Below are 16230 nucleotides of genomic sequence, written 5' to 3'. Positions count from 1 at the left end.
CGTTTCTGGACAGACCTGACCTTAAGCTGCGGCGACCTCTGCGAGGAACTGTTCGACTTCGCGCTTCAGCTCGTGGGTCTTCTGGGTCAGTTCGCCGGAGGCCGACAGCACCATGTCCGCGGAGGACGAGGTCTGGTCGACCGCCTGAGACAGCTGGGTCATGGAGGCGGACACCGCTCCGGTACCCTCGGCAGCACGCTGGACGTTCTGCGAGATTTCAGCAGTCGCCGCACCCTGCTGCTCGACGGCGGAGGCAATCGCGGTGGTGTAGGAATTGACCTCCGTCATGGTCTCGGCGATCTCGCCGATCGCAACGACGGAGTCCTTGGTCGCGTTCTGGATCTCGGTGATCTGGCTGGAGATCTCTTCCGTCGCCTTGGAGGTCTGGGTGGCCAGTTCCTTGACTTCTGCGGCGACGACCGCGAAGCCCTTGCCGGCTTCACCCGCACGTGCGGCCTCGATCGTGGCGTTCAGCGCCAGCAGGTTGGTCTGCTCGGCAATGGCCTGGATGAGTGTGACGACCTCGCCGATCTTGGTCGCGGCTTCCGCCAGACCTTCGACCTTCTGGTTGGTGATACGGGTGCCGGTGGTGGCGCGGTCGACGATTTCGGTCGTCTGGGCAACCTGGCGCGAGATTTCACCGATGGAAGCCGCCAGTTCTTCCGCCGCGCTGGCGACGGTCTGAACGTTGTTGGTGGTCTCGTTGGACGAAGCCTGCGTCTCGCTGGCATAGCCGGCGCTGTCGCGGGCGATCTCGGTGAGAGCCTGCGCCGTGGTGTCGAGGCTGCCGGCGGTCGATTCCACGGATCCGAGGGCCTCTTCCGCCTTGGAGCGGAACGTCTGGATCATCGCGTCGATACGCTCCTGGCGTTCCTGGCGGGCGGATTCCTCGCGGGCGTTCTGCTCCTGCAGATGGGTCCGCTCCACGGCATTGTCGCGGAACACCTGAACGGTGCGGCTCATCTCGCCGATTTCGTCGCCGCGGTCGATGCCCGGAATGTCGACTTCGTTGTCGCCATTTGCCAGCCGGTCCATGACACCGGTGATGGTGCGGATCGGACGGGTGATCGCCAGGTTCAGCACAACCGCGAGGCCGACGCCGCCGAGGATGGCAAACAGGATCGTCACGGCAATCTGAGCCTTGGCGCCAGTTGCTGCACCGTTGGCGGCCTTTGACTGGTCGTCGGAGATTTCGGTGATATTGGCGCTGACTTCACGGGTCAGGCCGTCCAGCAATGCCCGCTTGGCGATCAGGTTCGCCTTAGCGCTCAGCATTTGCTGATAGGAACTGTTGAGCGTTGCGACCGAGTCCGGGATCGCCTTGATGGCATCGGCGGCGGAGGGCAGGATCGTCGCATATTTGACCATGTCCTTCTCAAGCGCCTCCAGGCCGGCAATGCGTGCTTCCACGGCCGTCTGGTCGTTAACGCCGTATGCGCCGAAGAGCAGCAGCGTTTCCGCACGCGCCGCCAGCGAAAGCTCGTTAAGCGCGGTTGCCTTGTCCGCGATGGTGCGCACCGTTGCCAGGCGGGTCGAGGCCGTCAGGGCATCGGTCTTCGCCTTGGAGACGACCGGAGAGGCCTGACCCAGGATCTCCAGCGTGAGGTCGTTCATGCCCTTGATGTTCGTGCCGACGGCGAGACGGGCGTCATAAGCTTCGGAGAAGCCGAGGTCCTTGGTGAGGTTCTCCACCGCCGCTTTCAGCTTGTTGGACTGGGCGGCCAGTTTGCTGACGGTCTTGCTGTCGATGCCCTCGATCTGCATGTATTTCATCTGCTTGGTCGAGGCGACCAGATCCCGTGAGATGTCGATGGCCTTGGTAAGCGCCTCACCATCCAGATTGCCGCTGCCTTGCAGGTATAGCATGTGAATCTGGACAACTTCGTCCTTCAACTGAAAGACGGCAAGCTGAAGGTGGTTGGCATCGTCGAGCCGGCTGTTGGCAGAAAACACTTCCGCGCTGATCTTCTTTTCTTCCGTCAGAACAGCGTCACTGATCGTGTGGGCAAGGGCCTCCAGGTCGGTCGTGCTTTTTTGCAGCGACGCCAGGCTGTTTGCCTGCTGGGTCATCTGCTCGGTGACTTCGCCGAAGGTTGTCGCAAACTCGTTAACAGCGGTCACGGCTCCGGCAACCTGCTCTTCCGAGGCGGCGTCCCCTGCAACTTCGGTTGCGAGATTGTCGAGCTCGGTTTTCAGGTTGGCGATTTCTTGCTGGACGGCTTTGCTGAGATCGTCAGTGGGATTGTTCAGATAGTCTTCACGTTGCAGCGAAGTTGCCTGGACCTGACCGGCAGCCTTCGCAGCCGTGTCCGCGACAACAAAGCGCGAGGAAAGCGAATGAATGGCAAGGAAGCCAACCCCGCCGACCACGGCCGTCAGCAGCAGAACTGCCAGAAAACCGCCACCGACCTTGTAGCCGAACCTGAGGTCGGTCAGCACTTTCAGAACTTTTTTCATATGATCCCCGCACAGCCGGAAGAACTGCATTGTCGTTTCGTCAGTATTGCGGAGGCCAGTGAACATTAGGTAAATCGCGGGATTTATCTTCAGGTACTATTTAGCTGCGCGAGAATCGTAGACATATCAAAAGATTAGGAAGCGGTACTCCTGCGCCGGAACCGTGTCGTAATTTCAGGTTGCGAATCTTTTTTATACGTGCTGTCCGCCATTGATGTGTATTTCCGCTCCGCTGACGTAAGAAGATTTTGTGGAGCACAAGTAATAGATCGTGTCCGCAACTTCGTTCGGCAGGCCCAGGCGGCGCAGAGGAATATCCTCGATCAGTTTTTCTGTGCCTGGCGACAGGATAGAGGTATCGATTTCTCCAGGTGCAATGGCATTGACGCGGATGCCGTGCGGCCCGAAGTCGGCGGCCATCTCGCGGGTGAGGGCAGCAAGCGCTGCCTTCGAGGTTGCATAGGCGGTGCCTGCGAACGGATGAACCCGCATGCCGGCGATGGAGGTCACATTGACGACGGATCCGGCCGCACGTTTCAATTCCTGAAACAGGCCCCGGCCGAGCAGGATCGGCGCAAAGAAATTGACCTGGAACACCGTCCGCCATTCGTGCATGGGAGTGTTGAGCGAATCCAGCCGTTCCTTCTCCGGTCCCTTGGGGCTGATACCGGCATTGTTGACCAGCGCATGCAGCCGCGATCCGTTCGGCTCCAGCCGCTTGCGGATTTCCTGTACGGCAAAGCCCAGGTTTTCCGGATCGGAAAGATCCACCTGGATGTGATCCTCCGGTCCCATCGGCCAGGGGCATTTGTCGGAAAATGCTTGCCTGGAACAGGTGATCACCCGCCAGTTCTCCGCGGAGAACCGTTTTACCGTGGCGTGGCCGATCCCCCGGCTGGCCCCCGTCAGCACGATTGTCGGACGGTCGTCAGAGAGTGCCATGCCGCTCATTTGTGTTCCTTAGCCGGGCCATTGGAGTCGTGAAAAAGTTGACTCTTGTAGTCGAGTTTCGCTATTGCGCTGGAATTCGTCAACGCCGATATGCTTCTAATTGAGGACGCTCGCCGGATCCTACAATGATCATATGCTCCTGTAACGTTCTGTCTGACAAGCAGCTCCGCGAGGCCGCGGAGGAAATGCGTGCGGACCCGAACGGCAAGGTGCCGACGCCGGGCGCTGTCTTCCGGCATCTGGGCTGCCGGCCACGCTGCGGCGGTTGTTTCCCGTCCGTCATTGACATTATTCACCAAAAGAGTTCTGAAGACGGAGCGCAAACCGAAACGGCACCTGCGCCCGTGAAGCAGGCGGTCAGCGGGTAACATTCTTGGATTTGATTGGGAGAGGGCCATGAAAGGCGAACCGAAAGTCATCGATTACCTCAACAAGGCCCTGAAACACGAACTGACCGCCGTCAACCAGTACTGGGTCCACGCGCGGCTGCTAGCCGACTGGGGTTTCGGCAAGCTCGCAGCCAAGGAGCTTGAAGAAGCCGACGAGGAACGCCAGCACGCCCAGGACCTGATGGACCGGATCATCTTCCTGGAAGGCCTGCCCAATCTGCAGACCCTCGACCCTCTGCGCATCGGGCAGTCCGTGAAGGAATGCATCGAGGGCGACCTTGCAGCCGAATATGTCGCCCGCGCCCTCTATCACGAGGCCCGGGAAGTCTGCCGCGAACTCGGCGACTACGTATCCATGGCGCTGTTTGAAAAACTGCTGGGCGACGAGGAAAGCCATATCGACTTCCTGGAAACCCAGCTGGACCTGATCGAGCGCATCGGCATCGACAATTATTCGCTTCTGCAGGCGAAATCCGCGGATATGGCGGAGTAGGCTTCAAATCCGGCAATCGGGTAATGACGTCCTCTCGCAAGCGGTTCGTCTGTCCATGCGAACCGCTGCTTCTTACCCGCACCCGTTCCCTGTTCCACTTCCATCCAGGTAGTGCACCTTGCCGCCGGCGGCCTCTGAATCGTCCTCGTCGTGGGTGACGAGCAGCACCGGCAGGCTTTTCTGCCGGGCTGCTTCGAAGACCAGTGCGCGAATGTCCGCCCGCCGGGCTCTGTCGAGGCTCGAAAAAGGCTCGTCCAGAAGCAGTGCCTTCGGCTCGGCCAGGAGCGTGCGCATCAGCGCGACACGGGTCTGCTGTCCGCCGGAAAGCGTCGCCGGATCTCGGCTGCCGAAACCGGCAAGTCCTGCGTCTTCTAGCGCCTGTTCCGCCATTCCGCGCCGCAGCGACCTCTTGCCGATCTCCGGCGGGATCGCGAAAATGAGGTTCTGCAGCACCGACATGTGCGGGAAGAGCAGCGGCGTTTGAAACATCAGGCCGATGTGACGGTCCTGGGCTGGCAATCCGGTCAGATCGCAGCCGTCCAGCAACACGCGTCCGTCGGCGTCGAAATCGGGCCGCAGGAACCCGGCGATGAAATCGAGCAGGCTCGACTTGCCGCTGCCGCTTTCGCCCATGATCGTCAAAACTGTGCCGGGCGCAATCCGGCAGTCGATTTCGACCAGCGGCATGCCTCCAAGGCACAAGCGGACATTCTCGAGAACGAGACCGGGCAATTCGGAAGAAACGGACATTCCTGGCCTCATCTTTCCAGCCGCAATGCCGCCCGGTTGCGGAAGGCAACGGCGGGAACGAGTGCGGCCAGTGTGAAACCGGCCAGCGGCACAAGCAATTGTAATAGCGCATAGAGTGCCGCAAGCTGGCGGTTGCCGCCGCTGGCAAGCGCAACGCTTTCCGTCGTGACGGTGGCGATGCGGCCGGCACCGATCATGAGTGTCGGCAGATACTGGCCGACGGACACCGCCGCCGTTACGGCGAAGGTGACGAGAACCGGACGCAGCAGCAGCGGCAGACGGATCTGCCAGAAGATTCGCAAGCGTGAGGCGCCAAGAGACGCGCCCGCCTTGGCATAACGGGGGTCGAGCCGGTTCCACGGATCGCTGAGTGCGAGCACCGCGTAGGGTACGACGAAAACCAGATGCACGCACAGAACCGACAGGAACGTACCGCTGAGATCCAGCAGCAGAAACAGGATCTGCAGTCCAAACAGGAACCCGACCTGGGGCACGAGCAGTGGCAGGAAGATCAGGGCTTTCAACCGCCGTTCGGTGTTTTTGCCGCGGTGACTGCGGGCTTCCAGCAGCCAAAGGGTCAATGCGGTTGAAAGCACCGCTGCTGAGCCCGCAAGCGCCAGCGTCGCGGTCATGAGCGGCGTGCTCATGGCGAGCGTTTCCGTCACCTGCATCAGGTCCCATTTTTGCGGCAGGGCCGCCGGAAACCACCAGGAGCGGGCCGAGGTCCAGAGGGCGAGTAATCCGAGAGAAAGCACCATGCCGGCGATGATCGTCAGCATCGGCAGGACACTTGTGGCCCTGAAGATGCCTTCTTGCCGGAAGCGGCGTCCCCTGACAAAGCCGCCCAGCAGGACGCCATAAGCAACACGCTCCAGAATGAGATAAAGACAGAGTGCCACCGCGCTGACCAAAAGCTGCAGCAGAGCACCGGCCGAGGCCATCAGCCGTCCTGTGAGGTCCGGATCGTTCATCCAGGTGACCAGTCGCGGCGCGAGCGGGGCAGGGGTCGTGGGGCCCAGGATCTGGGCGACATCGACCACGGAGGTCGCATAGGCGATGACCGCCAGCATCGGCAGGCGGATCAGCGGGTAGATCTGCGGCAGCACGACCAGAAAGAAGGTCGCCATGCGGCCATACCCGAGGCTGCTGCCGGCCTTGGCAAAGTCCGTGAGGTTTGGCCGGTTGAGTGCGGCAAGCACCATCAGAAACAGGAACGGCACCTCCTTGGCGACAAGGCCGAGGGTCATGGCTATGCCGAGGGGATCGTTCAGGATCAGAATATCCGGCGGGCGCGTCCAGCCGGTTGCCCAGGGCGAGAAAAGCCGCACCAGAAAACCGGAGGGCGCGATCAGGAAGGCAAGCCCGATGGCGGCTGCCGCATGGGGCACGGAGAGAAGCGGCGACAGGAAGCGGGTCAGGCGCCGGAATGTCGCCGTTCCCGCCCAGCCGGCGGTGAAGAGAAGCACGATGGCCAGCGACAGCAGAGAGGCGGCAAGGCCTGTGCCGAAGCTGAGGGCAACCGAGGTCGCCAGCCCGGGACTTGCGAAAAGCTGCCGGACCGGACCGAGCGAGAAGGCGTCTCGCCCAATGGCCGGCAGGTAGCCGAAGGCGGGAAGGATCGTGCCGGCGAGACCTGCGAGGACAGGACCTGCCAGCAGCATTGTCACCAGGACAGTGGGAAGATCCGGAAGGCTTCTGTGCCGTATGCGCAAGGCCCGGTGCTCACTCGGCGCCGTAGCGGGCAATCCAGGCTTTTTCCAGCGCGCTGACCCAGCTTGGATGCGGCTCGGGCAGAACGGGCCCCAGCTCTTCCGGCGTCAGGGTTGCGGGTCCGAGATCCACCTCGTCGAACCAGGTTTTTTGCTGCGCCGGCAGCCCGGCAACATTCAACACCGTCGGATCGCCCCATATTTCCGGATCCTGCTTGCGCGCCTGCGCATTTGGCGACAGCAGGAAGTTGGCTAAGACCTTCGCCCCGGCCTTGGCGGAACTGTTGAAGGGAATGGCGACGAAGTGGGTGTTGCCGATGGTGCCGCCGTCCAGCACGAAGCTGCGGGCTGTCTCGGGCAGCTCGCCGTTTGCGATCGCGGCGGAAGCGTCGGAGGGGTTGAAGGTGAATGCAATATCCAGTTCGCCGTCAGCCAGCAGCTGGCGCATATGGGCAGCATCCTTCGGATAGGCCTTGCCCTGGCGCCAGAGCGCTCCCCGAAGATCGTCAAGCCAGGCAAAGAGTGGTGCGGTGACGTCTTCGAAACTTGCCTCGTCAACCGGCTTCGACAGCACGGAGGGATCTTTCACGGTGTTGATGAGGGCCTGTTTCAGGAAGGTGGTGCCGTAGAAATTCGGCGGCTGCGGATAGGCGATCCGGCCGGGATGCGCCTTGGCGTAGGCGAGTAGATCATCGAGGGTCGCAGGCGGCGTTCCAAGGCGGGTGCTGTCGTGGATGAAGACCAGCTTGGCCATGCCCCAGGGGCTTTCTTGGCCGTCCGTCGGCACGGTGAAATCTATCCTGACGGTGGGTTTGTTTTCCACGTCCACATATTGCCAGTTCGGCAGGGTCTCGGCCCAGCCAGGTTCCGCCAGAAGGCCCTGGGTCTTCATGGCGGCGAAATTCTCGCCGTTGACCCAGATGAGGTCGACTGCACCGCCGGAGGTCTTGCCGACGGACTTTCCCGCCAGGACCTGCGAGACGACGGAGGCCGTGTCGCTGACCTTCACCTGAAGGACGCGCACCCCGAAGTCCCGCTCCGCCTCTCGCGAAGCCCAGTCGATATAGGCATTGATGCGCGGTTCGCCGCCCCAGGCGTGAAAATAGACGGTCTCGCCCTTCGCATCGTCCAGCACCTTCTGCCAGGCGGCGTCCGTGGTGGTGTCCTGCGCCCCGGCGGCAATCGGTAGAGCTGCGGTGGCGAGTAGGCCGAGCGCGGCGGCAAGGATGCGTCTCATGTGTTTTCCCCTGTTGCGGATCTGTCCGGTTTCCGTTCCCTCGCCCGTGCCACGGCGCACGGTCAAGACAAGGCTTTGTGAACGCGGTCCCCTGAAGCAGGATCAAACCGGCGGGATCAAACTGGCCGGATCAAACAGGAAGTATATGCGTATCCTTGATTTCCTCCATCACCGCGTAGGTGTGGGTCTCGCGCACCCCGGGCAGGGCCAGAACCACGTCGGAGAGGAAGGCGCGATAGGCTTCCATGTCCTTGACCCGGCTTTTCATGAGATAATCGAAACCGCCGGCCACCATGTGGCATTCCAGGATATCGGGTGAGCGTTCCACCGCGATCTTGAAGGCTTCGAAAATCTCCGGAGAGGTGCGCTCCAGCCGGATCTCGACAAAGACCAGAAGGCCCCGGTCGACCTTCTTCGGATCGAGGCTGGCGGAGAAATGTTCGATGTAGCCTTCGCGAACCAGACGCTTCATGCGTTCGGCCGTTGCGGTCGCTGACAGGTTTACTCTTTCCGCGAGGTCCGTGTTGGTTATGCGGCCGTCTTCCTGAAGCACTTTCAGGATGCGCCGGTCGATTGCATCAAGCACAGTGAATTTCTCTCCGGTTTCAAGTTTGGCAAAGGAATACACGGAAGTTTGAATTAAAAATAGCGAAAATCGGCCCTCAAATTCAGATATTTTGGCGAAATCTAATGACCCGGCCCTGCGCGGCCCCTTTGGGAGGTTCTCATGACCGCAACGTCTGCAGCCATGAAGACAATCGATACGTCCGAACTCGAGCCGTTCCGTGCGGCCTATGCCCCTGATGACAAGCCGCTTGTCGAAGCGCTCCTGAAGGAGGCCGCGACCGATCCCGTCGTTGAAAAGCTGATCGACCAGCGCGCCCGCGGTTATATCGAGGACATGCGCTCCGTCCAGGTGGGTCTTGGCGGCGTCGAAGATTTCATGCGCGAGTTCGGCCTGACCACCCGCGAAGGCCTCGCCATGATGGTGCTCGCCGAAGCCCTGCTGCGCGTGCCGGATGCCAAGACCGCCGACAAGCTGATCGAGGACAAGCTTGCCGCTGCCCGTTTCGACGATCCGTCCGGTCCGAAATCCGACACCTGGCTGGTCTCCGCCTCTTCCTGGGCGCTGGGCGTTACCTCCCGCCTGCTGCACCCGGGCGACACGCCGCAGTCGATCCTCTCCAGCCTCGTCAAGCGCCTCGGAATGCCGACCGTTCGCGTTGCCACCCGCAAGGCCATGCGCCTGCTCGGCCACCAGTTCGTGCTGGGTGAAACCATCCAGAAGGCGCTCGACCGGGCCAAGACCCAGGAAGCCAAGGGCTACCGCTATTCCTATGACATGCTGGGCGAAGGTGCCCGCACGCAGAAGGATGCGGAGCGTTATTTCAAGTCCTACGCCAAGGCGATCGAAGCCATCGGCAAGGCCGCCGGCGACAAGCCGCTGCCGAACCGCCCGGGCATCTCGGTCAAGCTCTCCGCGCTGCATCCGCGCTACCAGGCCGTCAATGGCGATCGCGTGCGTGACGAACTGCTGCCGAAGCTGCGTGAGTTGGCCCAGATGGCCAAGGACCGCAACCTCAACTTCACGGTCGACGCGGAAGAAGCCGATCGCCTGGAAATCTCCCTCGACATCATCGCCGCCATGCTCACCGATCCGGTCACCGAGGGCTGGGACGGCTTCGGTCTCGCGGTCCAGGCCTATCAGAAGCGCGGCGTCCACGTGATCGACTGGCTTGTGAACGCCGCCCGCAAGTCCAAGCGCAAGCTGATGGTGCGCCTCGTGAAGGGCGCTTACTGGGACACGGAAATCAAGCATGCCCAGGAAGGTGGCGCCGAAGGCTATCCGGTCTTCTCCCGCAAGGCGGCCACGGATCTGTCGTATCTGTGCTGCGCCAAGCGCATGCTGGCAGCGCGCGACGTGCTCTACCCGCAATTTGCGACCCACAACGCGCTGACTGTCGCCCAGATCATCGAACTCGCCGGCGGCAAGGCAGAGGGCTACGAGTTCCAGCGCCTGCACGGCATGGGCGAGAGCCTCTATAAATCTGTCGTCGAGCGCGACGGCTTCCCCTGCCGCATCTACGCACCCGTCGGCGGCCACAAGGACCTCTTGGCTTATCTCGTCCGCCGCCTTCTGGAAAACGGCGCCAACTCGTCCTTCGTCACAATCGTCGGCGATGCCTCAGTGCCGGTTGAAAAGATGCTGAAGCGGCCGAAGGAAATCCTCGACAACGGCCACCACGCCGCCAACCGCTCGATCCCGATGCCGAAGGACCTTTATGGCGACAGCCGCCGCAACTCGGACGGCGTCGAATTCGGTTGCGCAGCGGAGCGCAACCTCCTGACCACCGGCATGGCCAAGACGACGGCACCCTTTACCGAAGCCGGTCCGCTTGGCGCAGGGCTGAAGCCGGCAGGCGATGCAAATCCCGTTTTTTCGCCGATAGACGGGTCCACCAAGGTCGGCACGGTGCGCTTTGCCGACAAGGAAACGGCACGCCTGGCGGTCGAGAACGCACAGAGGGGCTTCGAGGCCTGGTCGCGCAAGCCGGTGGAAGAGCGAGCCGCCGCGATCGACAAGGTCGGCGACCTTTTGGAAGAAAACCGCGACCGGCTGATGACCATCCTGTCGCTGGAAGCCGGCAAGTGCCTCACCGACGGCATCGCCGAAATCCGTGAGGCCGTCGACTTCTGCCGCTACTACGCCGCCGAAGCGCGCAATCTCTTTGGCGAAGGCCGGTTGATGCCCGGGCCGACAGGCGAAGAAAACCGCTACCGCTATCGCGGCCGCGGCGTCTTCGTCTGCATTTCGCCGTGGAACTTTCCGCTGGCGATCTTCCTCGGCCAGATCAGTGCCGCCCTGATGGCAGGCAACGCCGTCGTCGCCAAACCGGCCGAGCAGACGCCGCTGATCGCCTATGAGACCGCCAGGCTGATGTATCAGGCCGGAATTCCGCAGGATGCCTTCTACCTGATCCCGGGCGAAGGCGATGTCGGCGCGGCACTCACCTCCCACCCGGCGGTTGCCGGTGTTGCCTTCACCGGCTCCACCGAAACCGCCTGGGCCATCAATGGGACGCTGGCAGCCAAGCGCGGCCCGATCGTTCCGCTGATCGCAGAGACCGGCGGCATCAATGCCATGATCGTCGATGCGACGGCGCTGCCGGAACAGGTTTGCGACGACGTCATGATGTCCGCTTTCCGCTCCGCCGGTCAGCGTTGCTCGGCCCTGCGCCTGCTTTATGTGCAGGAGGATGTCGCCGATCATCTCTTGGACATGCTGGAAGGCGCGGCGAAGGAGCTTGCCCTCGGCGACCCGCGCCTGCCGTCGACCGATATCGGCCCGGTCATCGACGAGGAAGCCCGCGACAACATCCTCTCCCATGTCGACGACATGAAGGAGAGCCAGAAGCTGCGTTATGCGGGCAAGACGCCGCAAGGCAAGCTCGCCAACGGCTCTTGGGTCGCGCCGCACATCATCGAGCTGGACAAGGCAGAAGCGCTCACCCGTGAGGTCTTCGGCCCGGTCCTGCACGTCGTCCGCTACAAGGCGGGCGACCTCGACAAGGTGCTGACCCAGATCGCCGGCACCGGCTACGGCCTGACGCTCGGCGTTCACAGCCGCATCGATGCCACGGTGAAGCGTGTGGTCGACCGGCTCTCCGTCGGCAACGTCTATGTCAACCGCAACACCATCGGCGCGGTGGTCGGCACCCAGCCCTTCGGCGGCTCCGGCCTTTCCGGCACCGGCCCCAAGGCCGGTGGCCCGGCCTACCTGACGCGGTTTGCGCTGGAACAGGTGGTGTCGATCAACACCGCGGCCGCCGGCGGCAACGCCAGCCTGGTGGCGGCGTCGGACGATTGATTTCCAAGTCGCGGTTCGTGAAGGCGTTTGGAGTTCAAACTTTTGCCACGAGTTCAGACTTGTTCCCTTCCCCCTTGTGGGGAAGGGTTAGGGATGGGGGTGAACCGCGAAGCGGTAATATTGGCTTTCGATGATACCCCCACCCCTAGCCCCTCCCCACAAGGGGGAGGGGGACTATGCTGTGAAAAGTTGAAGGGCTGACCTTAACTCCCCCTTGGCTTCGCCCTTCGCGTCGCCTCGGCCACCGTCGGGTCGTCCGGCCACGGGTGCCTCGGATAGCGCCCCTTCATGTCCGCCTTCACATCGGTCCAGGAGCCTTTCCAGAAGCCGGGGAGATCCTTCGTGATCTGGATCGGCCGCTGCGCCGGGGAGAGCAGTTCCAGGATCAGCGGCAGCTTTCCGTTGCAAACGCTCGGATGGTCCTTGAGGCCGAAGAGTTCCTGCACGCGGATCGACAGCGTCGGGCCGGCGGCAGCGCCGTAGTCGATCGGCACCTTGCTGCCCGTCGGAGCGGTGAAGTGGGACGGGGCGAGGTCGTCTAGCCTGGCGTTCACGTCGTAAGGCAGCAGGGATGACAACGCGTTGCCGAGGATGGCTGCGTCGATGGCGTTGAGGCTGGTCGCATCGCCAAGATAGGGCTGCAGCCAGCTTTCGAGCGTTTCGGTAAGCGCGGCGTCGGAGAGATCCGGCAGGTCTTCCGAGCCGTTCTCCCGTGCATAGGCGACCCGCTTCCGCAGGCGCTCCTGATCCTTGCTCCATGGCAGGCGGGTAATGCCGCGCCGGCGTATCTCGGTGATCAGGGCCCTTTCCACGGCTTCCGGATCGGCGGACTGGATCTGCACCGATTTCAGTTCGACCGCCTTGTAGCGCGTCACGCGCCGTGCCTTCAACGTGCCTTCGCCGGTGAGCTGCACTTCGTCTTCCGTGACGATGTCGGCAGCAAAAAGGTCCTCGATATCCGCCTTGGAAATCGGCGCGCAGAGCTGGATGCGGCCGCTGGCGGCCTTGCCCTGAATATCGGCGACCGTCAGGAAAGCTTCCCGCGCGAGGCCGTGTTCGGCTTCCAGTTCTGCTCCGCGTCCATTGGCGAGGCGGAAACGGCCGGTCTGGCCGCGTTGCTGCGCGACCCGGTCCGGATAGGCAAGCGCCAGCAGCAGGCCGGCGCTTTCGGTCTCCAAGTCGCGCCCTGATCCGCCGGCCTGTTTCCGCCAGCGTTCGGCCAGCATCCGGCCATCTTTTGCCCGCTGGCTCTTGTCGTGCCGCAGGGATTGAAGGCGGGCGCGCAGATCCTGGTCGCGGCCGCCGAGGCCGGGTTCGGAGAGAAGGAGGGCGATAAGGGCAGCCGTATAGCCGAGGCCTTTGGCGGAGCCTTCGATCAGCATATGCGCCAGCCTCGGATGCAGCGGCAACCTGGCGAGGGCCTTGCCATCCTCAGTCAGGCGGCCGCTGCCGTCGAGCGCATGAAGGTCGGTCAAAAGGGACTTGGCCTCGGACCACGCGGCCTGCGGCGGAGGATCGGCGAAGGTGAGTTCGGCGGTATCGAAGGTGCCCCAGGCAGCGAGATCAAGGACAAGACCGGTGAGATCGGCTTCGAGGATTTCCGGCGCCTCGGCCTGCGGCAGGGCGGCGGTCTGGGCTTCGTCCCACAGACGGTAGCAGGCTCCGGGCTCGGTCCGGCCGGCACGGCCGCGGCGCTGGTCGGCGGAGGCGCGGGAGACGCGCACGGTTTCCAGACGCGTCAGACCTGTCTGCGGTTCATATCTCGGCACGCGCGCCAGTCCGCTGTCGATGACGACGCGGACACCCTCGATGGTGAGAGAGGTCTGGGCGATGGCGCTGGCCAGCACGATTTTGCGGGTTCCTGGCTCCGCAGGCCGGATGGCGGCATCCTGGGCCTTGGCATCAAGCCCGCCAAAAAGCGGCGCCACCTGGCAATTGCCGGGCAATTTGCCGTCCAGCATCTCCGACGTGCGGCGAATCTCGCCCTGACCGGGCAGGAAAACGAGCACTGAACCGGTTTCTTCCGCAATCGCCTGGCGGATGGCCCTGACGATCTGCGGCTCGATGCGTTCGGTCGGAGTGCGGCCGAGATAGCGCGTCTCGACCGGGAAACTGCGACCCTTGCTTTCGATAACTGGCGCGTCACCCAGCAGCTTCGAGATCCCGGCCGCGTCCAGCGTCGCGGACATCAGCAACAGACGCAGATCCTCTCGCAGAGCGGATTGCACGTCGAGGGCAAGTGCGAGGCCCAGGTCGCCGTCGAGCGAACGCTCGTGGAATTCGTCGAAGAGGACAGCGGCGACACCGGTCAGTTCCGGGTCGTCCAGAATGAGGCGGGTGAAGACCCCCTCGGTGATGACTTCGATCCGTGTCTTGGCGCTGACTTTCGTCTCCATGCGCACCCGGTAACCGACAGTCTCGCCCGGCTGTTCGCCGAGTTCGCTCGCCATCCGCCGTGCGGCTGCCCGTGCTGCCAGGCGCCGGGGTTCCAGCACGAGGATCCTGCCGTCGCCCCGCCAGCTCGCATTCAGGAGCGCCAGCGGCACACGGGTCGTCTTGCCGGCGCCGGGTTCCGCGACAAGCACCGCGTTCGTGTTGTTCTCGAGCACCTGCAGCAGTTGCGGCAGGACACCGTCGATCGGCAGCGGTGTCCCGAAGGCGGGGACGTAGGGCATCGCGGACCGCGTCAGCCTGCGTTGATTGCGGGCCAGTGCCGGCCCTGCATGTCGACGGCAAAGGCCTCCGGCGCGCGGGCATAGGAAGCAAGGCCTTCCAGGGCCGGGTCCGGATGGCGGACGATGAAGGTCGGGATCTTTGCCATCAGCGCTTCATGCGGGGCCTTCGCCTCGAAAGCCGCACGGAACCCGCCATCGGTCAGGAAACGGCTGATCCTGGGCGTTACGCCACCGGTGAGATAGACGCCGCCACGCGCCAGAACGGTCAGGGCGAAATCGCCGGCGACACGGCCGAGCGCGCGGGCGAAAACCTCTAGCGTCGTCACCGCAACGGGGTCGTTGGCTTCTGCTGCGGTGGTGATGTCTGCGGCTGTCGTGAAGGTTCGCTCCGCCTTCATGGAGGCGGCAACGCCGCGAGCGAGCCGGGGCAGGCCGGTGCCGCTGAGGATCTGTTCGGCGCCGAGGCGGCCGCCGACCAGCTCGATATGCGGCCAGATGGCGACATCTTCCGCTGACACGGGGCCGAGTTCCACATGGCCGCCTTCGCCAGGTACCGGGATCCAGGTGTCGGAGGCATAGATCATCGCGGCAGCGCCAAGGCCTGTTCCGGGGCCAAGTACGAACTTGGCGCTCGCGGTGCGGATCGCGCCGCCGCCGATCTGTTCTATGTCGCCGCCGCTATAGCCGGGAAGGGCCAGCGCCTGGGCCTCGAAATCGTTGAGAACGATGACTTCCTCAAGGCCGAGATCGGCGATCATTTTCAACGGTTCGATCACCCAAGCCGCATTGGTGAGCGGGATCCGGTCGCCGGTGACAGGGCCGGCAACGGCAATGATCGCGGTGCGGGGCCTGGGGTCGGTCGCAGGCAGGACGACCTCGCGAATGGCGGAGGAGATATCCGGATGGTCTGCGGTCGCCGTCTTGCCGCACATGCGGGTCGGCGCTTCGGCGTTGTCGACCAGTGCAAAGCGGGCGTTGGTGCCGCCGATGTCGGCCACCAGAACCGGATAGGCAAAGGATTTGGGGCTGCTTGAAAAACTCATGAGGAAACGGCGCCAACTTCTGGGGTCGCGGAGGTGGTCTTGAGGCCCTGCAGGCGGGCGGAGCGCAGCAGGATATCTGCGGTCGACGGATTGAGCGCCATCGGCATGTCATAGACAAGGGCAAGCCGCATCAGCGCCTTGACGTCGACATCGTGCGGCATCGGCGACAGGGGATCGACGAAGAAGAAGAGACCCTGCAGCCTGCCCTCGCAGATCATGGCGCCGATCTGCTGGTCACCGCCGAGCGGCCCGCTTTTCAGCCGCGTGATGTTGAGTTGCGGGCAGGCTTCCAGAATACGGCCGCCTGTGGTGCCGGTGCTGACGAGATCGAAGGCGGCCAGCTTGTCCATGTGGCGCATCGCGAATTCGACCATGGCGTCTTTCTTGGCGTCATGCGCGACGAGCGCAAGGGTAGGCGTGGCGGGCATCGGTCATCCTCTAAGTCCGCGGAAAGTCAATCTGGATCGATTGAATATCCGAAAGCCGGCCGATTCCAAAGTGCCGCGCAGCAGGCCTTTCGTGCGGGACACGGTTTGCTTGGGTGCGAAGCGGAGACGGCGGGACGTGTTTAGCCGTTCAAAGCGCTTTAGGCAAAGGAAGATGAAGGGAAGCGGCAGGGAAGTTGTGCCTCAGCGGAAACCGGGAACCAGACGGACAA

12 protein-coding genes are annotated in these 16230 nt (G+C 63.1%); 3 read left to right on the top strand and 9 right to left on the bottom strand.

Annotated elements, in window-relative coordinates; translation table 11 throughout:
- Positions 1 to 21: 21 nt before the first annotated feature.
- Both ACX3M4_RS14765 and ACX3M4_RS14760 read right to left on the bottom strand, forming a co-directional pair.
- Positions 22 to 2457 (bottom strand): methyl-accepting chemotaxis protein, encoded by a 2436-nt coding sequence (locus ACX3M4_RS14765; RefSeq protein ID WP_459359310.1) that lies wholly within the window; start codon positions 2455 to 2457, stop codon positions 22 to 24.
- Positions 2458 to 2649: 192 nt separating this feature from the next.
- Positions 2650 to 3399, bottom strand: coding sequence for an SDR family NAD(P)-dependent oxidoreductase (locus ACX3M4_RS14760; protein WP_459359434.1), 750 nt, complete (start codon positions 3397 to 3399; stop codon positions 2650 to 2652).
- A 134-nt stretch (positions 3400 to 3533) separates the two neighbouring features.
- Here ACX3M4_RS14760 and ACX3M4_RS14755 point away from each other — a divergent pair, with 134 nt between their 5' ends.
- A complete protein-coding gene (locus ACX3M4_RS14755) occupies positions 3534 to 3776 on the top strand; it encodes a (2Fe-2S)-binding protein (RefSeq protein WP_459359309.1) in 243 nt (80 codons plus the stop codon).
- 28 nt (positions 3777 to 3804) lie between these two features.
- Entirely contained in the window at positions 3805 to 4290 is a 486-nt protein-coding gene (gene bfr / locus ACX3M4_RS14750) for a bacterioferritin (RefSeq protein ID WP_459359308.1), read from the top strand.
- A 72-nt stretch (positions 4291 to 4362) separates the two neighbouring features.
- On the opposite strand, the gene ACX3M4_RS14745 is transcribed toward bfr, so the two are convergent.
- The 4 genes from ACX3M4_RS14745 to ACX3M4_RS14730 form a co-directional block, all read right to left on the bottom strand.
- Positions 4363 to 5040, bottom strand: a complete 678-nt coding sequence (locus tag ACX3M4_RS14745; RefSeq protein WP_459359307.1) for an ATP-binding cassette domain-containing protein — start codon at positions 5038 to 5040, stop codon at positions 4363 to 4365.
- Positions 5041 to 5048: 8 nt separating this feature from the next.
- Entirely contained in the window at positions 5049 to 6752 is a 1704-nt protein-coding gene (locus tag ACX3M4_RS14740) for an ABC transporter permease (RefSeq protein ID WP_459359306.1), read from the bottom strand.
- A gap of 10 nt (positions 6753 to 6762) precedes the next feature.
- A complete protein-coding gene (locus ACX3M4_RS14735; protein ID WP_459359433.1) occupies positions 6763 to 7977 on the bottom strand; it encodes an ABC transporter substrate-binding protein in 1215 nt (404 codons plus the stop codon).
- 139 nt (positions 7978 to 8116) lie between these two features.
- Complete coding sequence (locus ACX3M4_RS14730; RefSeq protein WP_459359305.1) at positions 8117 to 8572, bottom strand: winged helix-turn-helix transcriptional regulator; 456 nt, start codon at positions 8570 to 8572, stop codon at positions 8117 to 8119.
- Positions 8573 to 8713: 141 nt separating this feature from the next.
- On the opposite strand from ACX3M4_RS14730, the gene putA reads away from it, so the two are divergent.
- Positions 8714 to 11854, top strand: a complete 3141-nt coding sequence (gene putA, locus ACX3M4_RS14725) for a bifunctional proline dehydrogenase/L-glutamate gamma-semialdehyde dehydrogenase PutA (RefSeq protein WP_459359304.1) — start codon at positions 8714 to 8716, stop codon at positions 11852 to 11854.
- A gap of 203 nt (positions 11855 to 12057) precedes the next feature.
- On the opposite strand, the gene hrpB is transcribed toward putA, so the two are convergent.
- Genes hrpB through ACX3M4_RS14710 form a run of 3 tightly spaced genes read right to left on the bottom strand, consistent with a single transcriptional unit; the run spans position 12058 to position 16000 of the window.
- Positions 12058 to 14529 carry an ATP-dependent helicase HrpB gene (hrpB, locus tag ACX3M4_RS14720; protein ID WP_459359303.1) on the bottom strand — a complete coding sequence of 824 codons (2472 nt, stop codon included), beginning with the start codon at positions 14527 to 14529 and terminating at the stop codon, positions 12058 to 12060.
- 11 nt (positions 14530 to 14540) lie between these two features.
- Positions 14541 to 15572, bottom strand: coding sequence for an ROK family protein (locus ACX3M4_RS14715; protein ID WP_459359302.1), 1032 nt, complete (start codon positions 15570 to 15572; stop codon positions 14541 to 14543).
- On the bottom strand, positions 15569 to 16000 hold the full coding sequence (locus tag ACX3M4_RS14710; RefSeq protein WP_459359301.1) for a methylglyoxal synthase: 432 nt from the start codon (positions 15998 to 16000) through the stop codon (positions 15569 to 15571). The genes ACX3M4_RS14715 and ACX3M4_RS14710 overlap by 4 nt, the downstream gene beginning before the upstream one ends.
- Positions 16001 to 16230 lie beyond the last annotated feature (230 nt).

The organism is Roseibium sp. M-1 (assembly GCF_054515675.1).
The sequence above is the reverse complement of the archived record's forward strand: the minus strand, read 5'-3'. Positions and strand labels throughout refer to the sequence as shown.